Origin of the sequence: Clostridium porci, from assembly GCF_009696375.1 — a bacterium.
In the GTDB taxonomy this organism is placed as follows: domain Bacteria; phylum Bacillota; class Clostridia; order Lachnospirales; family Lachnospiraceae; genus Enterocloster; species Enterocloster porci.
In genome coordinates, this window is sequence record NZ_VUMD01000004.1 from 56640 (window position 1) to 78762 (window position 22123).

At 44.2% G+C, this 22123-nt stretch carries 18 protein-coding genes; 15 read left to right on the forward strand and 3 right to left on the reverse strand.

The genetic code is table 11. The features are described from left to right. Nucleotides 1-268: 268 nt before the first annotated feature. On the reverse strand, nucleotides 269-616 hold the full coding sequence (locus tag FYJ39_RS05470) for a helix-turn-helix domain-containing protein (protein WP_154471484.1): 348 nt from the start codon (nucleotides 614-616) through the stop codon (nucleotides 269-271). Between the two features lie 150 nt (nucleotides 617-766). On the opposite strand from FYJ39_RS05470, the gene FYJ39_RS05475 reads away from it, so the two are divergent. From FYJ39_RS05475 to FYJ39_RS05545, 15 genes are all read left to right on the forward strand, one after another. Continuing rightward, entirely contained in the window at nucleotides 767-955 is a 189-nt protein-coding gene (locus FYJ39_RS05475) for a helix-turn-helix domain-containing protein (RefSeq protein ID WP_154471486.1), read from the forward strand. Beyond that, complete coding sequence (locus FYJ39_RS05480; protein ID WP_154471488.1) at nucleotides 948-1646, forward strand: response regulator transcription factor; 699 nt, start codon at nucleotides 948-950, stop codon at nucleotides 1644-1646. The genes FYJ39_RS05475 and FYJ39_RS05480 overlap by 8 nt, the downstream gene beginning before the upstream one ends. After that, nucleotides 1643-2872, forward strand: coding sequence for a sensor histidine kinase (locus FYJ39_RS05485; RefSeq protein WP_154471490.1), 1230 nt, complete (start codon nucleotides 1643-1645; stop codon nucleotides 2870-2872). The genes FYJ39_RS05480 and FYJ39_RS05485 overlap by 4 nt, the downstream gene beginning before the upstream one ends. A gap of 64 nt (nucleotides 2873-2936) precedes the next feature. Continuing rightward, nucleotides 2937-3632 carry an ABC transporter ATP-binding protein gene (locus FYJ39_RS05490; protein WP_154471492.1) on the forward strand — a complete coding sequence of 232 codons (696 nt, stop codon included), beginning with the start codon at nucleotides 2937-2939 and terminating at the stop codon, nucleotides 3630-3632. Further along, nucleotides 3616-5976, forward strand: coding sequence for an ABC transporter permease (locus FYJ39_RS05495; protein ID WP_154471494.1), 2361 nt, complete (start codon nucleotides 3616-3618; stop codon nucleotides 5974-5976). The genes FYJ39_RS05490 and FYJ39_RS05495 overlap by 17 nt, the downstream gene beginning before the upstream one ends. A gap of 564 nt (nucleotides 5977-6540) precedes the next feature. Continuing rightward, nucleotides 6541-7017: a sigma-70 RNA polymerase sigma factor region 4 domain-containing protein gene (locus FYJ39_RS05500; protein ID WP_154471496.1), complete on the forward strand. Its 477-nt coding sequence runs from the start codon at nucleotides 6541-6543 to the stop codon at nucleotides 7015-7017. 573 nt (nucleotides 7018-7590) lie between these two features. Further along, nucleotides 7591-7815, forward strand: coding sequence for a DUF6870 family protein (locus FYJ39_RS05505; RefSeq protein WP_407923829.1), 225 nt, complete (start codon nucleotides 7591-7593; stop codon nucleotides 7813-7815). A gap of 123 nt (nucleotides 7816-7938) precedes the next feature. Continuing rightward, complete coding sequence (locus FYJ39_RS05510) at nucleotides 7939-9585, forward strand: recombinase family protein (RefSeq protein WP_154471498.1); 1647 nt, start codon at nucleotides 7939-7941, stop codon at nucleotides 9583-9585. Nucleotides 9586-9587: 2 nt separating this feature from the next. After that, the gene (locus tag FYJ39_RS05515) at nucleotides 9588-11246 is read left to right on the forward strand and encodes a recombinase family protein (RefSeq protein WP_154471500.1); all 1659 of its coding nucleotides are present in this window, start codon (nucleotides 9588-9590) and stop codon (nucleotides 11244-11246) included. Beyond that, a complete protein-coding gene (locus FYJ39_RS05520) occupies nucleotides 11231-12757 on the forward strand; it encodes a recombinase family protein (protein WP_154471502.1) in 1527 nt (508 codons plus the stop codon). The genes FYJ39_RS05515 and FYJ39_RS05520 overlap by 16 nt, the downstream gene beginning before the upstream one ends. A 231-nt stretch (nucleotides 12758-12988) precedes the next feature. Next, entirely contained in the window at nucleotides 12989-13903 is a 915-nt protein-coding gene (locus FYJ39_RS05525) for a hypothetical protein (RefSeq protein ID WP_154471504.1), read from the forward strand. A gap of 347 nt (nucleotides 13904-14250) precedes the next feature. Further along, nucleotides 14251-15282 (forward strand): Fic family protein, encoded by a 1032-nt coding sequence (locus FYJ39_RS05530; protein WP_195840383.1) that lies wholly within the window; start codon nucleotides 14251-14253, stop codon nucleotides 15280-15282. 31 nt (nucleotides 15283-15313) lie between these two features. Continuing rightward, a complete protein-coding gene (locus FYJ39_RS05535) occupies nucleotides 15314-18286 on the forward strand; it encodes an HsdM family class I SAM-dependent methyltransferase (protein WP_154471508.1) in 2973 nt (990 codons plus the stop codon). Nucleotides 18287-18290: 4 nt separating this feature from the next. Beyond that, nucleotides 18291-18959 (forward strand): hypothetical protein, encoded by a 669-nt coding sequence (locus FYJ39_RS05540; RefSeq protein ID WP_154471509.1) that lies wholly within the window; start codon nucleotides 18291-18293, stop codon nucleotides 18957-18959. A 172-nt stretch (nucleotides 18960-19131) separates the two neighbouring features. Further along, nucleotides 19132-20874, forward strand: coding sequence for a hypothetical protein (locus FYJ39_RS05545; RefSeq protein ID WP_154471511.1), 1743 nt, complete (start codon nucleotides 19132-19134; stop codon nucleotides 20872-20874). Between the two features lie 24 nt (nucleotides 20875-20898). On the opposite strand, the gene FYJ39_RS05550 is transcribed toward FYJ39_RS05545, so the two are convergent. Together FYJ39_RS05550 and FYJ39_RS05555 are read right to left on the reverse strand one after the other, a co-directional pair. After that, the gene (locus FYJ39_RS05550) at nucleotides 20899-21834 is read right to left on the reverse strand and encodes a site-specific integrase (protein WP_154471513.1); all 936 of its coding nucleotides are present in this window, start codon (nucleotides 21832-21834) and stop codon (nucleotides 20899-20901) included. Next, nucleotides 21792-22067, reverse strand: coding sequence for an ICEBs1 excisionase (locus FYJ39_RS05555; RefSeq protein ID WP_407923830.1), 276 nt, complete (start codon nucleotides 22065-22067; stop codon nucleotides 21792-21794). The genes FYJ39_RS05550 and FYJ39_RS05555 overlap by 43 nt, the downstream gene beginning before the upstream one ends. Nucleotides 22068-22123: the final 56 nt, after the last annotated feature.

The window sequence follows — 22123 nt, forward strand, 5'->3', positions numbered from 1 at the left end:
TGCCTGCATCCAGCGATTTGAAAAATCGCGTAGCCGCAGGATTTATCCTGCGTTCCAGAACACAACTTTTGTGTTCTGCGGGGATTGGGGCGGAGCCTCAACAAGCATGAAACGGTCGGTTTCCGCAAAAGCGGAAATTGGCAGTTTTCGCAAAGTGGGTACCGCTTTGCATTGCTTGCCGCTTTCTTTCCTTCCCGTTTTCCCTCTCCGCAACGGCTTGCCACACAAAGAAAAATAGAGGCCGCTCTAACTATTCGTAAAGCGACCTCTATTCGTCGTCCAGCTTGATTGCACCGTCAATGGTTGCCTCGATAATCGGCAGATATTTTTCCGGGCAGAGCCGCAATTTGTGTGATACGCGCTGCCGTTCATCGCTGATGCCAGCCACGGTTTCAGGATTGAAATACCGTGCAAAGGGCAGCTTGCAAATTTTGATGAGCTGTATTACCACGGGCATACTCGGTATATCTCCGCTTAATTCTATATTTGCAAGATAGCGCGGGTCGATATTCACCTGCTCAGCCAGCGCCCTGCGGGACAGGCCGATGGCTTCCCGTGCCATTACAATATCGCGTCCAAAGGTTTCAAAGCCGGGACAGTCTTTCACTTTTGCCATACGAATCACCTCCAACACTTACATTGTATAGTTCATAGTCTGCGCTGGGAATGATGGCGTATGCGCTTTATCTACATTTTATAATTCACAATCCCCAACTTGCTTTCTTCGAGCAAAAGAAATATAATATTGGGTGTTGGAGGTATGCTTATGGATTACATGACGCTGAAAGAAGCAAGCGAGAAATGGGGTATCTCTGCCCGGATGATAAATTACTACTGCGCCGATGGGCGTATCCCCGGTGCTGTGAAAATGGCTACTGTCTGGCTGATACCAAAAACTGCGGAGAAGCCAGTTGATGGTCGGACAAAACAAGGAAAGGAACTAAAACATGAATAGAATATTGCTATTGGAGGATGATGTAAGTCTGATAGATGGCTTGGTCTACTCTTTGAAAAAGAATGAATTTGAAGTTGAAATTGCCCGTACAGTATGTGAAGCAAAACAAAGCCTATCTGAACTCGACCGATACGATTTATTGATTTTGGATGTTACTCTGCCAGATGGAACAGGATTTGATGTATGCGAAAGAGTAAGAAAAGAAAATCAGCAGATACCGATTATCTTCCTGACTGCATCGGATGAAGAAATCAGTATAATCCGTGGATTAGACAGCGGTGGGGACGATTATATCACCAAGCCTTTCAAACTGGGGGAATTGTGTTCCCGCATCCGGGCGTTGCTGCGTCGGGCCGGAGTTTCCAAAAACGAAAAAAACGCTTCTATGGAATGTGGCGACATTACCATTGATCTGTTTGGTAGCCGTGCAACCTTAAAGGGAAAAGCACTGGATTTGACAAGCGCCGAATATCGTTTGCTTTGTCTGCTGGTGAGAAATGCAAATCGCGTTGTGACAAGGGACATCATTCTGAATGAGTTGTGGGATGACACAGGAAATTTTGTGGATGATAACACCCTGTCCGTCTATGTACGGCGGCTTCGTGAGAAAGTGGAAACCGATCCGTCCCATCCAGAACACCTCATAACCATCCGGGGATTTGGCTACCAATGGAAAGAGGTGTCTGTATGAGCTTGTACCAAGATAGACAGATGAAAGGCTTCCTGATATTTTTAATTTTGTTTTCCCTGTTGTTTGTAGGGACCGGAACTGTTTTGACTATTTATCAGGTGAACGATGTGGAAGTCCTGTGGCTCAAACACGATGAAGCGATTTCGTCCTCACTTTTGGAACAGGGGGTTTCTAAAGAAGTGATAGCAGTTGCCTTTACGAATACGAACATTTGTGAAGGCGGCAGGTCATTATTAACGGCTGCGGGTTTGGGAAAACAGGCAGAAAGCAGTATGCGGCCTTATTTCAATCAATTTCAGCGTTCCGTTTTCTGCACCATGCTATGCACTGTGTTATTTTTTCTCTTTGTGCTTACCATAGGAGTATTCGTTTTTTTCTGGAAAAGGAAGCGATTGTACCAACAGGCCGACAAAATATTATCAAATTACATAAATGGAGATTATTCTTGTCATTTACCGCAGAATTACGAGGGCGCAATCTATCAGGTGTTTTCTTCGATAGAACAGCTTGCAACCATGCTCCAATCCAAAAATGAAACAGAATATAAAGCAAAAGAGTTTTTGAAAGACACCATATCCGACATATCTCACCAGCTCAAAACGCCTCTGGCAGCCCTCACTATGTATCAGGAGATCATTGAAAGTGAGCCGGAAAATGCGGAAACGGTCAAGCAGTTTGCGGCGAAGATGGGGATTTCTCTAAAGCGTATGGAGCAGCTAATCTTATCCATGCTGAAAATAACCCGGCTGGATACGGGAAACATTGTTTTTGAGAAAAAAAGCTGCCGTGTGTCCGAGTTGATAGCTCATTCCGTCAATGAACTAACCACAAGGGCTAAAAGCGAAAACAAGCAGATTCAGATAGATGGTGATGGTGAACAACAGCTTATCTGTGATATGGAATGGACAGGCGAAGCAATTGGAAATATTGTAAAAAATGCGCTGGATCACACACAAGCTGGCGGCATTGTCTATATAACATGGGATCGCACTCCTGCCATGTTTCGGATTTTCATTTCTGATAATGGAAACGGCATAGCCCCGGAAGATATTCACCATATTTTCAAACGCTTTTATCGCAGCAAACATTCCATTGATACACAAGGAATCGGGCTGGGGCTTCCCCTTGCCAAGTCCATTATTGAAGGGCAAGGCGGTGTTATCTCCGTACAAAGTGAATCTGGAAAAGGTACGCGGTTTACACTTTCTTTCCTTACGGAACTGTAAGGTCAAATTCACCTGCTTGTAAGCTGCTTTTGCTATCCTTTTGAGAAAGGAGGTACTGATGACTATGGAAATATTGAAAGTACAAGATTTATGTAAAACTTATGGCAAGGGTGAGGCGAAAGTCGAAGCATTAAAAAAGGTTTCCTTTTCGCTGGACAAGGGTGAATTTGCTGCCGTTGTGGGAGAATCCGGCTCTGGCAAAAGCACACTACTGAACTGTATTGGAGCTTTGGACACTCCTACTTCCGGCCACATTTTGGTAGATGGACAAGACCTGTTTTCCATGAAAGAGGAACAGCGCACGATTTTCCGCCGTCGTAATATCGGTTTTATCTTCCAATCCTTTCAGTTGGTTTCCGAGCTGAATGTGGAGCAGAATATCATGTTTCCGCTTCTCTTGGACTATCGCAAGCCAGACCCGGCAGCGATAGAAGAAATTTTGGAACTCTTGGGGCTTACTGAGCGTCGGCATCATCTGCCGAGCCAACTTTCCGGCGGACAGCAGCAGCGTGTTGCCATTGGTCGAGCGTTGATCACAAAACCCAAACTGATTCTGGCGGATGAACCTACTGGCAATCTGGACAGCAAGAATAGTCAGGATGTTATTACCTTGCTTACACAGGCGTCCCGTCGCTACCAGCAAACAATCTTGATGATTACCCACAATAAGAATCTGACTGCATCCGTTGATCGGGTGTTCCGGGTATCCGATGGTGTTTTGACGGATTTGGGAGGAAAAACAAATGAAGCATTATCTTGACCTTGTTCCCATATCCTCAAAAATCCACAAGAAGCAAAGCAGAATGTCTATATTTTGCATTGTGCTGGCGGTCTTTCTGGTTACAACTATTTTTGGAATGGCAGATATGTTCATCCGCAGCCAGATTTTACAGGCACAGCAGGAGTCTGGAAATTGGCATATTGCCATTCGGAATATCAGCAATGAGGAAGCAGCAATTATCGCTTCACGGCCTGATATAGAAGTGTTTTCACCGTATGGTGTTCTCAACTATCGTGGAAATTTAGGCTATACTTTGGGCGGAAAAAATGTAGCAATATGCGGTTGTGATGAGAGCTATATAACTGAAATCTGGACTGACCAACTTGAAGAAGGTGTTTTTCCGCAGACAAGCAATGAAGCGTTGGTGACTGAAAATGCAAAGCAGATAATGGGGGTTGTGATTGGTGATCCCATTGCCGTAGAAACGCCTGATGGCGATAAACTGAATTTTACCATATCAGGATTTATGAATAATACCGCCTCGATCATGAGTGGTGACTCCTACGGCATCATTTTGAACACAGAGGATTACTGCACTATTTATCCGAATGTATCAGCCGGGGAACCGAATGATTATGGCATCATGTTTTATGCCCGATTTGCAAATACAAGAAATATACAAGGGAAAATTGCAGATTTGAAAGAACAATGCAATTTATCGGATGAACAAATATCTTCCAACAATAATCTGCTTGGATTGCTTGGACAAAGCCGTGTTCCCTTTTTATTACAGGTTTATTTGGCTGCGGCTGTATTGTTTGTACTGGTAATGTTAGCTGGCATTATGATGATTGCAAGCAGCCTGAACAGCAATGTAGCCCAGCGTACAGAATTTTTCGGACTTATGCGCTGTATCGGTGCAACACCAAAACAGGTTATGCGCTTAGTACGGAAAGAGGCGCTTAGTTGGTGCCGTTTGGCAATCCCTGTGGGTATTTCCGTCGGTGTAGTTGTCATTTGGATCTTATGTGCGATTTTGCGTTTCCTAAGTCCAGAATTTTTCAAAGCGATGCCTACATTCGGCTTTAGCGTACCAAGTATTCTTGCAGGAATCGTTGTGGGTTTGGTAACGGTTTTGTTCGCCGCCTATTCTCCGGCAAAGAAAGCAGCAAAAGTATCTCCGTTGGCAGCGGTTTCCGGTAATGCAAACGACTTGGAGCCTGCAAAAAATGCCGCTAATACACGACTGTTTAAGATTGATACAGCACTTGGGATTTATCATGCAAAAGCAAATCGAAAAAATTTGTTTTTGATGACAAGCTCATTTGCTCTTAGTATTATCCTTTTCCTTTCATTCTCTGTGACAGTGGAGTTCATGCAGCATACCTTAACACCGCTCCAACCTTGGACGGCAGATGTATCTATCATAAGTCCCGAAAACTCCTGCGCTATTGACAAAACAACACTCGATAGTCTAAAGGAAACTCCTGTTGTGGATTTAGCGTATGGAAGAAAATTTGCATACGAGGTTCCGTCTGTCACAAACGGCATTGAAAAAAAGATGGATTTGATCTCCTATGAGCAGTATCAATTTGATTGGGCAAAGGATTATTTATTGGAGGGTTCTCTGGAATCTGTGCAAATGGATGCAGGGACGGGGTTGATTGTTTATAATTCGCAGAACACAATAGAAACCGGCGATACGGTATCCCTGGATATAGACGGAAAAAGCAAAGAAATTCAAATTGTTGGAATACTGTCCAACTGTCCGTTTTATAGTGCCGCCGGTGTTGGAACAATTATCTGTTCAGAGGATACATTTGAACAACTTACTGGCGAATCGAAATATACGGTTATTGATGTGCAGTTAGCAAAAGAGGCAACAGACGAAGATGTTTATGCGATCCGCCAAATGGTAGATTCCTCATTTACTTTCGCTGATGAACGCATGGGTAACAACAGTACCATGGGAACTTACTATTGTTTCTGGCTGTTCATCTATGGATTCCTCGTCCTAATTGCAATGATCACAATTTTTAACATAATCAATAGTATTTCAATGAGTGTGTCTGCGCGGTTAAAACAGTATGGCGCTTTCCGCGCGATTGGCGTTAGCGTGGGACAGCTAAGTAAAATGATCGTTGCAGAAGCCTTTACCTATACCATAATCGGAGGTGTAGTTGGTACGGTGTTGGGACTGCTTTGTAATAAGTTATTGTTTGGAATGTTGATAAGTTATAGATGGGGAGATGCTTGGACTACTCCATTACCAGAGGTAGCCGTTATTCTGTTGATTGTTGTAATCTCTATAATTTTGGCTGTGCAAGGGCCAATCAAGAGAATACGCAATATGTCTATTGTTGATACAATCAGCGCACAATAAATTCAAATCGTATATAAGCAGGTGGGTTTTTAATTAAGCCCACCTGCTATTATTGAGCTTACAGTTTCGTAAGTCAAAATTCACCTGTTTGTAAGCTGGAACCGTTATCATTAAAGCAGAAATTGAAAATACATATCTGCCGCACGACGGCAAAAGAAAAAAAGCCGTCGTACAGCAGCCCTTTTGACACGCCCGTTTGAAGCGGCGGCTTTGAGAAATCAGAGCCGCCGTTTCCTTTCGTCTATCTAAAATGAACGACGACCCTAACATCATGTAAAGGCACGGCGGCACATAGGAGGATGCCGCCGTGCTTATTTTTTGTTTTCTACACAATACCCATGAGCTGCACCAGCTAAAAAAAGCGCAGCTCCCCCTCCGGGTAAGTCCGGCATTGAGTATGAACTATACTGTGTAGCATCCTGCGGTTTTGCATCACCGTGCGCCCGATTGGTCTTTGACCTGTCGGGCGCTTTTTGTCGTTTATACAGCTTTTCTGTCGGCTGTCGTTCTCCGCCGTTTTGGGTTCGGTTCACCACCCACCCAAAACGAAACGGAGGACAAAGTATGTTCAACAGAAAAAGCAGCTATGCGCTGAATAAGAAAGATGCCAACGCCATTGTTTACATAGACGCCAACGGAAATATCATCCGGTTGACCCACGAGGACTTCGCCAGCGAGGAAGAATTTCAAAAGTGGAAGTCCTGGTCGGATAAAAACTACCACACCGAGGACAACCGGGATGTGGCAGAGGGTAAGCACAATACGCCCATTGATGATCTGTCTGAAGCTGCGCTTGCCATTCCTGCCATTGATGTGGTTATGGAACGCCGGCATGAAAAAGCCGAGCGGCGCAGACAGGCTTCTGCAATGGTTTCCCAGATCCGGGACAAGCTGACGGAAACACAGTTCCGCAGGCTTTGGATGTACTTCGTTGACGGAATGACCATTGATGAGATTGGAGAGATCGAGGGTGTCAGCCATCAGAATATTTCCAAGAGCATCGGTTCCGCAATGAAGAAAATCAAAAAAATATTTCCGTAAGCTCAAAAACAGGGTGCAAAATCGCCCTGAAAAAGATGATAAGTGAAGGGACATTCTCCACGAAACCTTTCACTGATCGTTGACAACTGAATAGACCATGATGCAGGCACAAAACCCGCGTGATAGCGGCATAAGGCGCGCCGCCATGACGATAGCTTTAAGGAGGTGATTCTGGACAAGCTATCTGAGCGATCTACGCAGCCTTAGACCCGGTTCGGCAAATCGGGCGCGATGACAGCGCGGCGGATAATGAAACTTGCTCACGCCCTCCCACAGACTTGAGGGGGAACCCTGCGGTATGCGCCAGTCCTTTGGACAGCGGTATCGCGGAGTTATGACAGCCCTGCCAGGGGCGGCCTGCATCATGCCTGCCATCCGGGGTGCGTGGCAAACAGGATGGATGATCTCAAAAAACGAACAGGACAGCCGCGCCGTTTTCTGCCTATGTTATGTGGCTCCAACCATACCGGCGCGGCTATTCCTTGAAGTCAGATACCCTGCGCTGACGGTTTTGCCGTCAGCGTATTCATGTGACTTTAAGGAAAACCCATAGACCAAGGAAAGGAGATCACCATGATGCAATCGACACAGGATGAATTAAGAAACCATGCGGACGAGCTGGTGGACATTCGTGAAATTTCGGTAGACAAAGACTTGCCGAAGGAAGAACGCATTGCCGCCTTTATCCGCCAGATCAAAAACCCTTACCGCTTCCGCTGCGGCGAATTTGTGGTGAACGCCTGCTTCGCCGGCAATGGGGTAACATTAGAAGAATGTCTGCAAGGCATTTTGCGGTAAACGACAACCTCGCATTTTTCCGCAGAGAGTGCTACAATAGGTGTGGAAAAGGATGAAAACTTAATAGACCTGATAACCACTCTTTTCATGCGGGAGCAATCCGGGAGAAAGGAGTGCTTTTTCATGCCTAAATTCAAAGCAACAGCTTATATTCGTCTGTCTTACACAGATGACCGCTCCAGCGAGAGCGACAGCGTTTCCAATCAGCGCAGGCTCATTGAAAACTTTGTGGAGCGCAACCCGGATATTGAGGTTGTGTCCGAAAAGATTGACGATGGTTACAGCGGTATTATTTTTGACCGTCCAGCGTTCAAGGAAATGATGCAAGACATCACCGATGGCAACATCAACTGTGTTATCGTGAAAGACCTCTCCCGCCTGGGGCGCGAGTACATCGAAACAGGCCGCTATCTGCGCCGGGTGTTCCCGGCCTACGGTGTGCGCTTCATCGCTATCACCGACAACATCGACACCGCCCATGACAGCAGCGGCGATGATCTTACCGTATCGGTAAAAAACATAATGAACGAAGCCTACTGCCGTGATATTTCCATCAAGACCCGCAGCTCTTTGGATGTAAAGCGGCGCAACGGCGATTTCGTCGGAGCGTTCACGGTCTATGGCTATATGAAGTCCGAGGATAACAAGAATCAGCTTGTTCCCGATCCTTACGCTTCCCGCGTTGTCCGTGATATTTTCCGTATGCGGCTGGAGGGCGCAAGTGCTTCCAAGATCGCGGCGGAGCTGAACCGGCTGGGTATTCTCTCCCCGCTGGCCTACAAGAAAAACAACGGTCTGCCCTATGCAAAAAAGGGCTACGCCGACAAAGCCGATTGCAAATGGTCGGCAACTACCATCATCCGCATTTTGCAGGATGAAACCTATACCGGAACTTTGGTACAGGGCAAACAGGGTACGCCCCACTACAAAATCAAGCAGATGGAACAGCGCCCCGCTTCTGAATGGGTGCGTGTACCGGAAGCCCACGAACCGCTGATTGCCCGTCAGGACTTTGAACTGGTGCAGCGTATCAAGGGGCTGGACACCCGGACTTCTCCCAAGGAAGATACCGTGTATCTGTTCTCCGGCATCCTGATATGCGGCTGCTGCGGCAGTCGTATGACCCGCAAGACCAATCGTGCAGGCGGCAAGGAGTACCACTACTATTATTGCCCTACCGGAAAGAAAAAGGGCTGTACCCATCCGGTTATGCTCAAAGAAAGCAGTCTGATCGCCTGTGTGCGGGACAGCTTGAAAGCCTACATTGACAATGTAGCATCTCTGGAAACGCTGCTTGCCGACATTGACCAAGCAAGCATCAACCAAGCCCTTGCTAAAGAATACAGCGACCACATCACCGACAACGAGCGCCGTTTGGAACAGGTTTTGGAGTTCAAGGCGCGGCTTTACGAAAGCCTTGTGGGTGGTATGCTCACCAAGGAAGAATACGCTTCCTATAAAGCCAAGTACACCAAGCAGGCAGAGGACATCAAGGAAAGTATCCGTGTCCTCAAAGAAAAGCTGACCGATGTGCTGGAAAACAGAAGTGAGCGAAACCGCTGGATTTCTCAGTTTACGCAGTTTGCCACTCTGGAAACCTTAGACCGCAGGGCACTCATCCACATGGTACAGAGCATCCGTGTCCAGGGAAAGAAAGAACTGGCGATTGCCTTTACCTACGAGGACGAATACAAAAAGGCGTTGCAGCTCATTAAGCTGGCGGCGCAGAATCAGCAGGCCGAAGAATTTGAACATAGAAAGGCGGGTTAAGTATGGCAAGAAAAAGCAGAAAAGAAACGGTTGCCGTTATCGCACCGGAAGTCGATAACACTTGCCGCGCCGCTATCTATGTCCGTCTTTCAGTAGAAGATTCCCATACCCGCAGCGCATCCATTGAAACACAGCAGTTGATTATCGCCCGGTTTCTGGAACAGAACCCGGAGATCACTGTTTACAATACCTACATCGACAACGGAGCTACGGGAACAAACTTCCACCGTCCCGGCTTCCAGCAGATGCTCTCCGATATTGAAGCCGGTCATGTAAACTGCGTGATTGTCAAAGACCTTTCCCGTTTGGGACGGAACACCATCGACACCGGCTATTATATCGAGCAGTATTTCCGTATTAGAAATATCCGCTTTATCGCAGTCAACGAGAACTACGACACCGCTGCCCCGGAAGATGCCCACTCAGGTATCATCATCCCTCTGCGGAACATGATAAACGAAGCCTATGCTTTGGATATTGGGCGCAAGATCAGGGCGCAGCAGCGGCAGGCCATGAAGGACGGAAAGTTTATCGGAGCGCGTACTCCTTACGGTTATCTAAAAGCCAAGGACGATTGCCACCAGCTTATTATCGACCCTGTTGCCGCCGTTGTAGTGCAGAAGATGTTCCAATGGGCGTATGAGGGCGCAGGGCTGAATACCATCGCCGTGCGGCTGAATGAGGAAGGTTTCTTACCTCCGAGCCACTACAAAAAAATTCAGGGAACAATTACCCATGAAAATCTGCTGGGCAACGGCAAATGGCAGACCCGGACAGTCGGCGTAATTCTTCGCTCCGAAGTTTACACCGGAGATCTCGTCCAGGGGCAGACCAAAACCGTAGACCACAGACAAGTCAAGGCAGATGCCGATGAATGGACGATTGTTCGCGGCACTCACGAAGCAATCATCAGCCGGGAACAGTTTGACGCGGTACAGAAAATCCTCGACCAAACCGCACAGCGCGCCAAGGCACGGGAAGTCAAATCCTATACCCCGAACATTCTGAAAGGCAAGGTGTTCTGTTCTCATTGCGGCGGCAGCTTACACAGACAGAGAAACATCCGTAAGAAATCCGATGATGTTTACCTGTACCATTGTCTGAGCAGAAGCAGAATCAGCAAAGATTCCTGCCCCGGCGCAACCATCCGTGAGGATGCGCTGCTGGATATGCTGGCAGATATGCTTCAGGAAGCACTCAATACCGCATTGGGTAAATACACCCTGTCATTGGCAGAACAGCCCCAGCAGGCCGCTGAACGGGCGGAGCCGCGGGACAAAATCACCAGCCGCAAGCAGGAAATCCAAAGGTTGCGCGGCATCGTGCGGAGCCTTTATGAAAACCTTATCCAAGGTGTTCTCACCAAGGACGAATACTTTGACTACAAGGAAAAGTACGAAAGCAAGATTGCTGACATTGCTCTGGAAGTTGAGCAGTTGGAAGAAGGTCTGCGAACTATGGACGAGCAGATCGAGCAGTACCGGGCGTTGGCACGGGATGCAGAAAGTATCAAAGCTGACCGGGAACTGACCGCCGCCCTGATTGAAAGACTGATTGACCGTATCGAGGTATCCCACGACAAGCAGATCACGGTTTGCTATCGGTTCCAGAGTGAATTTGAAAACTATGTGGAGGTGTTGAAACAATGCAGAAATATGTAATCGCCCTCTACATCCGCCTGTCCATTGAGGACTACAAGTATGATAGTCTGAGCATTGAAAACCAGCTCCTTGTTCTCAACGAGTATGCGGCGGCAATGCCCGAATATCTGAACGCTGAAATCTCGGAGTTCATCGACAACGGTTACAGCGGCACGAACTTTGAACGCCCCCAGGTGCAGAAGCTGATTGAAATGGTAAGGGCAAATCGAATTGACTGCATCATCGTCAAGGATTTCTCCCGCTTCGGACGAAACAGCATTGAAACCGGCTATTTCATTGAGCGTGTGTTTCCTCTGTTCCATACCCGTTTTATCTCCATCAGCGACGATTTTGACACCAACAATTTCAAAGGCGATACCGGCGGCATGGATGTCGCTTTTAAGTATCTTATCAGCGAGTATTACAGCCGCGATATGTCCATCAAGACCAAGAGCGCGAAATACGCCAAGATGCAGCGCGGTGAGTATCAGAGTAAAATCTGTCCTTATGGCTACCGTAAAAGCGCCGATGGCAGAATGGAGCCTGACCCGGAAGCCGCTGCCGTTGTGCAGCTTATCTTCCAGCTTGCCGCAGAGGGCAATAATGGCACCGCTATCGCCAGAGAACTATTCCGCAGGGATATTCCTACCCCCGGCGAATACAAGGCCGCACGGGGCAACCACACCCACGACATATCCCGTACCCGTGGGATATGGAGTCCGTCAACGGTTCTCCGTATTCTGGAGGATGAAAGATACATTGGTTCCTATGTGATCGGCAAACGAGCTGTCCTTGAAGTGGGCGGCACTCGGAGCCGTATGAAGAACAGGGACAAGTGGTATATCATCCCCGACCATCACCCGGCAATCGTTGAGAAATCCGTGTTTGAAAAGGTGCAGACCAGCCAGCTCCGGTTTTCTCAGCCCAACAAAAAGAAACGGGACTATCCGCTGAAAGGCAAGGCGTTTTGTGGATGCTGCGGTCATGCGCTGTCCCGCACGATGCAGAAAACATCGTATTACTACTGCCGCCATTCCGAAGCCGACGAAGCCAGCAGATGCCATAAGATGAGGATCAATGCTGCGGAATTGGAAAAGGCAGTATTTATCACGCTGAAAAAGCAGATGGAAGCTGCCGCATCCCTTAACCCCGATGGCACTGTCCGTCTGGAAGCTGCCGCCCCGGAACGGTCTGAATATGAGCAGCAGATCGAAGAACTCCAGGATGGCAAGCGGTTACTGTATGAACGGTATCTCTTGGGAGAAATCGACCTTGATACCTATAAGGCAGAAAAAGCGGCGTGTGATGAACTGCTTTTGAAAACAAAAAATGCCTATGCCGTAGTATTGGCACAGGCGAAGCAGAAGCAGGAAGAACAGGTACGGCATGACAACCGACAGGAAGCCGCAAGAGCGGTTTTCAATTCCGAAGGTCTGACTGCCGAACTGACCGATCTTCTCATTGACAGGGTGCTTGTGTACCCCGATAACCGCATTGAAATCGCGTATAAAATCAAAGACATTTTCGATTGAGGTATTGACCATGAAAATTGCTTTTTATTGCAGGATCGGAGGAAAGGGTTATGGTTTCCTCCTTCCCGAAGATGCAGAAAAGCTCCGCGAGTTTTTCGCAGAGCATCAGGAACCGACTGCGCTTGAAAAAACTTCAAGCGCATTATAGACCAATCTATGAAAATCGACATTTTATGCTATAATATCCGTAGAAGCTATGTGATGTAGTAACCGACAAAACGGAGGGCTTTTATGGAAAAACGAACATTTGAAGATGTTAAAAAATATGTCGAGTGGCAAAGCCAAGGCAAATGTACTGTGTTAAGCGCCAAGCCAGAACAACATTTTGATGATTTGGGTGTTGATGTCTGTGTCTGGAATGTCAAAACCGATACCGATGGTGATTGGTGGGTAGTAGAAGGCGATGGCGTTCCAATGAACTTATATCCTCAAAGCGCCTACTACTTTGGAACCGATGAGGTGTACTCATTTCACATGGGGTTAATGCAAAGAATGAGTGCAGCTCACGATGAGTACCATCCCGAAGATTTTGTGAACGGTGTTACTCTCGGAACAGAAATTGCCCCTCAACTATTTCGGAAATTAAAAAGTGTGGCTACATTGATTGATACTGCTAAGGAGACGGAAGATTTTCAAGCGATAGGCGTTCAATGTAGGGAAACACTAATTGAACTCGGCAACCATATTTACAAGCCCATGATGGCAGGGGCTGAGGAACAGCCCCAAGCATCAAATTTTAAGCGCAAAGCGGAATTGTTTGTTCAGTTTTACTTGAAGGGATCGGAAAATTCCGACTACCGTAGTATCATTAAGAAACTGACAGAGGCGACCTGGGATTATGCAAATAAAATCACACATTCGCGAAGTGCTACATACTACGAAGCATCAACTTGTGTTACTGTGTGCATCTCTCTCGTTGGCACTTACGAAAACATTCTTCAGAAAATATTTGACCCTCTCGCACAATATCATTGTTCAGTATGCAAGAGTAAGAAGCTCAGTATAGATGGCGATGATTCGGATGACGATGGTATGGTTGAAAAACTTTATCTACACTGCGAAGAATGTGGCGCAATAACCGAAGTCGTTTTTGAGAAAAACAGTAGCGATAGTCCATCATACATTACTGGCAAGGTTATAGAATGAGACATAGAAACAGAAACCCCAGACTATCAATAGGCGTTGGTAGTTTGGGATTTCTGCTTTTGCAGAGCTATATTTTTTTGTCGTGTGCTTGACATACGGGTGTCTAATTCATGGAACTCGATTTTTAATTTATATTGCACTATTTCTAGATTTTTTGAAATAAATTGAAGAAATAGTACTTTTCTTATTTCAACATTGATGATATACTGAAAATAGATTTTTATATTGAGGTATATGAGATGCTTCCCTATACAGGAGATTACACTGAGCATATTGATAGCACCACAAATAACTTCAAATACTATACTTTTACACCTCGTCCTCTAATGAACGGGAACATGTATCAGATGGACGATGAATTAGCAGCATTGTTAACTGAAGCTCACCGTAATATTGGCTTTCTGGAAGGGCTTATTAAGTTCGCTCCGAATAGAGACTCATTTACAGAGCTGATGCTGCTGAAAGAGTGTACCTATTCCCGTATGATTGACTGCAACGGTCCTGATTTCAAAGACGTGCTTACCAGCTGCGGCACTGGTAAAGGTGATATATCGCCAATCATGAATCTGGAGTCGGCATATAGAACAGCGATGAATATGGAAATCGCAGCTCCTGACTTGAGCCGTATTTGTGGAATTGCCCTTTATGGAGGTGCAGAAGCAATCTCAATAGATGTTAGGGATCATCAAACTTTCTGGCTGGACGCAAAAACAAATTTGAGAGGATACAACCCTACTGCACCTAACGCTGTGTTGCCGGCACTGGCCGATATTTCTGCTTATCTCTATGACAGTGAGGATGATCCCCTGATTCAAGCTGCGCTGGTACACTATCAGTTTGAAATGATACACCCATTCGAGAAGTATAATGGGGTTGTTGGACGTATCCTGATATTCATGGTTCTGCAAAAAATTGTAGGCAAAGCGTTGTCCGGGCTGTGTTTCTCTGAATACCTGTTCTTCAATAAAAACGAGTATTTTGATATGCTCCGAACAACACAATACAGTGGTGGTTATGTACGTTGGATTAAGTTTTTTTTACGGATTATCAACGAAGCTGCCAGAAACAGCGTAGCACTACTCAAAAAATACGAAGAAAAAATTAAGCTGGATGAGGAAAGGTTAAGATCTGCAATACCGCAAACAAGAAGTTTTTGGAGCGTGTATGAGTACCTTAAGGCTTTTCCTGTTACAAGTATTCCTATTGCGGCAAAGCATCTTAGCTTATCGTACAATTCTGTTTCTAAAGCGTTTTCTACCTTGCATGAGAACAAGCTTATTATGCAAAGAAGTAATACCACAAGGAATCGAATTTGGGAATACTCCAATCTTGATTTTATATTTACATTACCAAGCATCAATGAAACAACATGTGATTAGATTTGAAAATAATTAATGTGGGGGCAGAAATATGAGTGAGTTACTAAATGGCATATTTGAATGCCTTGATATAAACAGCAGTACCGGTTTGGCTTCAGAAGACAGTTTGCGGAGCATGAGCCCCTTTCAAAGACTATTCTATACACAAGTTCATGAAAAGATAGGAATTGATGCCGTGTATTTTCTTCGCGATGCAAATGGGATTGCCAAAGTTCCGCTTATCTATTTTTCCATTATCCAGAAATATGATGCAAAGGAAGTTGCAGAATTGCATCGTCTTTCGTGGAATCTCGGAGAGGCTCCGCTGCTATTTGTAGTGACTCCGGATGAGATTTTGATTTATAACAACTACGAGGCGCCTCGAGCCGTTGAGGACGGAAACCTTGACCCCACCGCAGGAATAATTGAAACATTGAGCCTGACCGATGGATTGGCTTCACAGCGACTTGCACTACAGAAATATCATCGCTCATTGCTTGAAAGTGGCGAATATTGGCGGCAAAGCATGACTAGATTTGACGCTCAAGGCCGGGTGGATGCCACATTGATGTCAAATTTGAGAATAATGCGAAGAACGCTTATCAATCAAATCAGCAAAAGGTGTGATAAGAGTAAGGAAACAATCACGAGCGTAGTTCACTCTTTGCTCAGTCGGTCGATTTTTATTAAGTACCTGGAAGAACGAAAAGATTCAAACGGAGAAACAGTATTTCCGCAAGGTTTTTATTCCAATTTTTTGGAGTCAGCGAAACAGTATACCGATGTGCTAAACAGTAAAGAGGCAACTTATAGCTTGTTTAGAACACTTAAAGAGAAGTTTAATGGTGATACACTGCAAGTCTCAGAAGTTGAAATAGAGATTATTACTCAAAATGACTTGGATGAGCTTCGCACATTTATTCTAGGTGATAGCGAATTAGAGAGCAAACAACTCGCGTTATGGCCATTTTATAGTTTTGACATTATCCCCATTCAATTGATCAGCAGTATCTATGAGCTGTTTTTTCACCTGTCAGACGAAGATGATGAGAAGGGCACGTATTATACACCTCTCCATCTTGTCAACTTGGTCATGGATGAAGTGTATCCGTGGGAAGGCGAGTATAAAGATACATCCTTTTTTGATCCATCATGCGGTTCGGGTATTTTCTTGGTTGAAGCATACAGAAGACTTGTTTGCAGATGGATGTCCCAAAATGACGTTCATACGATCACCTGTGATCAACTGAATCTTCTCTTGAAAAACAGTATTTTCGGTGTAGATATTAATGAAGAAGCTATTCGAGTTGCCTCGTTTAGCCTTAGCTTAGCTATGTGTGATTTCCTCGATCCACGAAGCATCTGGGATAAGCTTTCATTTCCGCGTCTACTAGATAACAACTTGATTTCAAGTGATTTTTTCGAAGAGGATAAATCTTTTAATAACAGAAGATATGATGTCATTGTCGGCAATCCGCCTTGGCAGAGTAACATTACTGGAAAAACGAAAGAGTACTTGAAAAAAGCAAATCGCGTCATAGGTGACAAGCAAATTGCGCAAGCATTTTCTATCAAGTGCTCAGAGTTGTGCAAGCAAAACGGAATTATTTGTCTCCTTATGCCTAGCAAAGGATTGCTTTTTAATAGATCAGATAAAAGTAGGACGTATAGGGCAAATCTGTTTTCCGATAACAACGTCCTAGCGATTATTAATCTATCAGTATATAGAAAATTCTTGTTTGATCACGCTAGTGGACCTGCTGCTGCCATTATCTATACTCCTAAAAAGGAAGAGATCAATCAGCCAATCGTTTATTGTACGCCAAAGCCAATTTACACAATTGAAGATATCAGGAAGTTTTCTATTGATCCTACCGATATATGTAGAATACCCCGTGACATTATTGATGACGATAGGATCTGGAAAATTGCAATGTGGGGAGCACCTAGAGATCTTGAATTAATAGGAAAAATGCAAAGTACTTTTGCACCTATGGCATCATTTATTGAAGAAAATCACATGACAACTGCCGAGGGGTTCAAAAGAGGAAACAGGAAACACCAATGTTATGACTTCAAAGGTCTTCCATTGGTGGAAGCCAAATCCTTTAAACCATACTATGTTTCATCCGATGAGCTTCCGATAGTTGATTTCGATGATTTTGAGTGCATTGTTAAAAATGCCAGAGAAATTTTTGCAGCCCCACACTTGATAATTAAACAGAGCCATAAAAATGGAACATTTCTTTCAGAAGTGCTGGATTATGATGCTGTGTTTAACCATAGTCTTTTAGGAGTACACGGCAACATAAATAAGCTTAAATACTTGAGCGTGATAATTGGCTCGAGAGTTTTTTCGTACTATCATATTCTTACAAATAGGAAATGGCTTGTAGAAAGAGATGAGTTAGAAGCAGGAGATATTTGGCAAACACCTATCCCCAGCCCAAGCGATGCAGAAATTGCTGAAGCATGCGGAATATTTGATGAATTGGCGGTCTCACCAGCGAAAAAGGAAAAAGCAGAACAATTTGTGCGCCATATGTATCGGCTAAAAGAATATGAGAGCTATCAGATAGACGATGTAATTGATTATGTATACGACTATTTCAAAAAAAAGCAGCATTCAGTATCCTTTGAACGGCCGAACACCGATGCTTACAAACTGTATTATGATTCCATTAGCGAGGTGCTGACGAACACATTTGGAGCAAGTACAGGGTTAACTGGAGATCTATATTTTGGCGATGCTCCACTGTCTGTGCTTATTTTAAATGTTGGACAACAAAACGATACGGATCTAAATTTTGTAAAAAACAATGATAGATTGAATGAAATACTCCTGAGCTTGGACAGTGCATTGGCCGATAACCAGAAAATGGTATTCATTAGGCGAAATCTCCGAATTTACCAGCCGAATAGGATATTTATCATTAAGCCGTCCCAACGTAAATATTGGACATATTCCGCTGCCTGCAGGGATGCAGACGAGATATTCGAAGATGTTTCTAAGGCGTGGAGGTGATACAATGAGCAGTATAAGAAATATAACAGCATCCACAGCTGTTCCGGATGATTTAGCAAAGCGGCTTGGCCCTTCTGGGGTTAATGAGATTTTATTGACCCTGTGGCAGGGATATCATGATTTAATAGCAGATACGAACATAACTATCTCCGAAACCGCTAAGGAAGATGATATCACCTTGGAATGGTATGGGAAAATATCGCAGCGCTGGGCCAACGAGAATCGGGCCACCACTCTGAGAATAAATAACATTGGACCTGTTCATCAGTACCCAGACCCCACGTTAAAAAAGGGCCGTGGATATAAACCTACGATTGATTTTTGTTTTCGTGATTGGGATACTTCAAACAGTTATTTTGGCGCAGAATGCAAGAATCTCTATAATCACAAGAAAGATAAAATTAAAAGATATGTCGATACAGGAGTGAAAAACTACACGTCAGGACGCTATGGATCACAGTCATCAGAATCCTCAATCATCGGGTATGTATTAAGCGGAAAGATTCCGGAAATTGTAATGGAACTGATTACTGAAATCGCAACAGTTGTGCCAATAAGCAATCTGTCCCGGGAATTACGTTTCAAAGAACCGCAGTACGCCTCACAACACAAGAGATCCACAGATGAAAGTGAAATTACATTGCATCACTTGTTTTTTGATTTTACACATTAAGAAAACTAAACCGTTCGTATGAAACATGCTGACTGCCGAATTAGTGCCAAGACGATCTGCATTAACATATTTATCAGTTTGTTTTCAAAAATATTTATCCCGATAGTCAAAATCAAAAATAGAAAGGCTGGTGGAAATGCGTATATCTTTTTCAATGGACGGCATTAGAAGCATGGATCAGCTATATACCTATACGACAGAACATCATCCAGGATTTGGGGAGGGACATGTAGAGCATTATTATGGTGATAATTACTGTGAAAATGTAATTACTGACGTGTTAAATGCCCTTACACCTTCAGACTGGGCAGGGCAAAAATATCTTGGTTCTCGTGATCGCATAGCAAATGAGACATTTATGCTCTCATCAACTGCTGGTTCAGAGTACAATATATCATTTGCCGTCAACACATATAATCGAGAAGCAGCCCGTTTAGAAATTACCATCACAGCGCCAGAAACCGAAGGTTACGACCATAGACTCGAAAAACTGAAAATTGCGTTGAAAAACCGGCTTCTCCCAGATTGGCACCAATGTACATGGCTTGTGGATGAGCAGGCGGCTGCGTTGTGTAAAAACGCATATGAGAAGACATTTGTAATCGAAAACAATCTAAGAGCTTTTGCAAGCAAAGTACTAATTCACTTTCTTGGTGTAGATTGGATTAAAAAAGCTGGCTTGGAAAAAGAAGCTGAATCGGTAGACACTCTGAAAGAAAAGTTTATCCAGCGTGTTTCGGATTTTGACAACATTAATACAGACTTTCTCTCTATGACCCTCGAGACTTTGGTTGGGGTAATGTTCAAAGGGGTTACATACATGGATGATGTTATTCTGAGCCGACAAGACTATACAAAGGTTCAAGCGATGGGAGCTAGACAAAAGACCACAGGGAACAATATAGCTGAGTATATTAAAAATCTGAGAACTGTGGATAAACGAATTTGGGATGATCTTTTTGTTCCATATATTGATGATCCAAGCGCTTTCAAAACTGCTGTCCACAATTTTATTGAAGATCGTAATCATGTTGCACATAGTAAGGTGCTCTCTTGGAGTGCCTATCAAGTAATTCTTCAAGATTTTGAGAAAATGGACTCCCTAATTTTGTCAGCAGATGTCAAGTTCGAGCATGAAGAGACAGCAGATGAAGTCATCCAAACATGGCAAGTAGAACAGGAAAATGATGAATATGAGCAAGAATACTATCGTGATCGGCTAGCAGATGAAACTGGGATGGACATCCTGAATGAAAATGAGATAAAAAACTGGTTTGAGGAAGTCCTGCATGAACTTTTCGATTTGGTCTATCAACAGTACCATTTGGATGTTTGTTATGATATTTCCGATTTGACTACACCCAATGAAGATGAAGTCGCGTTCACAATATCCTGCCCGGCCGTTGAGGATGGCAGTGCAAAAATAGATATTGTTGCGGAATATTCTATTGATGATGGCCTCGGCGAAGATAGTGTTTGCTATATTATCGCCAAAGACGGAGCTGGAAGAGAAATCGGCAAAGCAGAAGTTCGCTTTCACAATGGGAATGGTTGTGAAAGTGAAGAAGGAATTATGGAAGCTACTGATAATTCTGAGTATGATACTTCTGAACTGGATGGGTTTCAAGATGATCTTCTTGCTGCCATTGAGTCTTTGAATCCGTATCCGGAAAAATTGAACGCGCTTTCCTATGAAAACAAGGGTGCCGTGCAGTTCGTTGCTGACTTCCCTTGTGAGCAGTGCGGGAAGTTTGGCATATCCATCGATGAAACCTTTCTGACTATAGGTAGATGTTGTTATTGTGGCTATGAAAATGAACTAGCGAAATGTGAACGATGTGGTGAAATGGTAAATGTAGATATTCTTGAGCATGGCTTATGCCCATCATGCGCTGCCTATATAGACAATCAGTAAATAAAAAGCAGAAACCCCAGACTATCAATACTTTGGTAGTTTGGGATTTCTGCTTTTGCAGGATATATTTTTTGTCGTGTGCTTGACATACGGGTGGCGTAAATCATGCAGCCTTATCCTCTTTACACCGGAATCCTTAATCCCTCTGATAATCTCATGTTCCATATAAGATTTTGTAAATCGGAATATTCTCTCATCCGCCATAATCCCGTATAAATGAGACATATAATCCCGTAATTCTTCTGCAAGAAATGGCGGTATCGTCACGATACGTTTGCTTTTTGGAGTCTTGGGTGGTGTAATAATATCCCTGCCATCCAGACGCTGATATGATTTATTGATTGAAATTGTGCGTTTTTCTAAGTCAATATCGTTATAGGTCAACGCAAGCAATTCTCCAATCCTCATGCCTGTCCAGTAAAGGAGCAAGAAAGCCATCCTTGCCTCTGGTTTGTCTTCTACAGTCACAAGAAATTGCTTAAATTCCTGCTTCGTCCAGAACTGTCTTTCTCCGGCATGGCTTTTCCCTATGCTTCCAGCTTTTCTGCATGGATTATCCCGCAGATCATAATATTTTACTGCATAGTTAAAAATGGCGGACAACTGATTGTTTACAGTTTTCAGATAGGTCTGTGAATAGCCCTTTTTCATAAGAGCATTCTGCCATGCTCGTATATCCGAAACCTTAATTTCATTCATCTTCTTATTCCTGAAATAAGGAATAATTTTCAGATCAATGATAAACTTCTTTGTCCGCATGGTATTTTCACGCAGCCGGTGTTCCATATCTTCGTAATAAATCTGAACAAAGTTTTCAAAATTGATGTCCAGATTGCGCTGCTGTTGCTGAAGGAAATCTCGCTCCCACTGTTCTGCTTCCGCTTTTGTTCTAAAGCCTCTCTTGTTTTTCTTATGGCTCACTCCCTGCCAGTCTTTGTAATAAAACTGACTGCGCCACATCTTACCGTCTCATGTTGCCGACATAAACTCCCTCCTCTCTGCATTGTCACGGTCAAGCCGTAAAACTTTTCTTCAAAATACTTCGTTGGAACTTTACCACAGATTGTCCGATACCCTTTTTCTTTCAATTCTTCATTTAATCCCCGGATAATCTTATAGGCATAACCTGTTGACACGCCAAGTATTTCCGCCGCTTCTTCTGCTGTTACATACATTTTTCTTGTTTTCTCCATAGCATTGTCCTCCTTGTTATTTATAAGGCACATTTATGCCTTATTTTGTATTTTCA

What these genes read in the sequence shown, in the direction of transcription:
- FYJ39_RS05550 (WP_154471513.1), bottom strand. Translation starts at nt 21,834, where the DNA reads ATGTGGCGCAGTCAGTTTTATTACAAAGACTGGCAGGGAGTGAGCCAT.
- FYJ39_RS05475 (WP_154471486.1), top strand. Translation starts at nt 767, where the DNA reads ATGGATTACATGACGCTGAAAGAAGCAAGCGAGAAATGGGGTATCTCT.
- FYJ39_RS05545 (WP_154471511.1), top strand. Translation starts at nt 19,132, where the DNA reads ATGGATCAGCTATATACCTATACGACAGAACATCATCCAGGATTTGGG.
- FYJ39_RS05540 (WP_154471509.1), top strand. Translation starts at nt 18,291, where the DNA reads ATGAGCAGTATAAGAAATATAACAGCATCCACAGCTGTTCCGGATGAT.
- FYJ39_RS05505 (WP_407923829.1), top strand. Translation starts at nt 7,591, where the DNA reads ATGATGCAATCGACACAGGATGAATTAAGAAACCATGCGGACGAGCTG.
- FYJ39_RS05520 (WP_154471502.1), top strand. Translation starts at nt 11,231, where the DNA reads ATGCAGAAATATGTAATCGCCCTCTACATCCGCCTGTCCATTGAGGAC.
- FYJ39_RS05500 (WP_154471496.1), top strand. Translation starts at nt 6,541, where the DNA reads ATGTTCAACAGAAAAAGCAGCTATGCGCTGAATAAGAAAGATGCCAAC.
- FYJ39_RS05485 (WP_154471490.1), top strand. Translation starts at nt 1,643, where the DNA reads ATGAGCTTGTACCAAGATAGACAGATGAAAGGCTTCCTGATATTTTTA.
- FYJ39_RS05555 (WP_407923830.1), bottom strand. Translation starts at nt 22,067, where the DNA reads ATGGAGAAAACAAGAAAAATGTATGTAACAGCAGAAGAAGCGGCGGAA.
- FYJ39_RS05495 (WP_154471494.1), top strand. Translation starts at nt 3,616, where the DNA reads ATGAAGCATTATCTTGACCTTGTTCCCATATCCTCAAAAATCCACAAG.
- FYJ39_RS05530 (WP_195840383.1), top strand. Translation starts at nt 14,251, where the DNA reads ATGGACGATGAATTAGCAGCATTGTTAACTGAAGCTCACCGTAATATT.
- FYJ39_RS05510 (WP_154471498.1), top strand. Translation starts at nt 7,939, where the DNA reads ATGCCTAAATTCAAAGCAACAGCTTATATTCGTCTGTCTTACACAGAT.
- FYJ39_RS05470 (WP_154471484.1), bottom strand. Translation starts at nt 616, where the DNA reads ATGGCAAAAGTGAAAGACTGTCCCGGCTTTGAAACCTTTGGACGCGAT.
- FYJ39_RS05525 (WP_154471504.1), top strand. Translation starts at nt 12,989, where the DNA reads ATGGAAAAACGAACATTTGAAGATGTTAAAAAATATGTCGAGTGGCAA.
- FYJ39_RS05490 (WP_154471492.1), top strand. Translation starts at nt 2,937, where the DNA reads ATGGAAATATTGAAAGTACAAGATTTATGTAAAACTTATGGCAAGGGT.
- FYJ39_RS05535 (WP_154471508.1), top strand. Translation starts at nt 15,314, where the DNA reads ATGAGTGAGTTACTAAATGGCATATTTGAATGCCTTGATATAAACAGC.
- FYJ39_RS05480 (WP_154471488.1), top strand. Translation starts at nt 948, where the DNA reads ATGAATAGAATATTGCTATTGGAGGATGATGTAAGTCTGATAGATGGC.
- FYJ39_RS05515 (WP_154471500.1), top strand. Translation starts at nt 9,588, where the DNA reads ATGGCAAGAAAAAGCAGAAAAGAAACGGTTGCCGTTATCGCACCGGAA.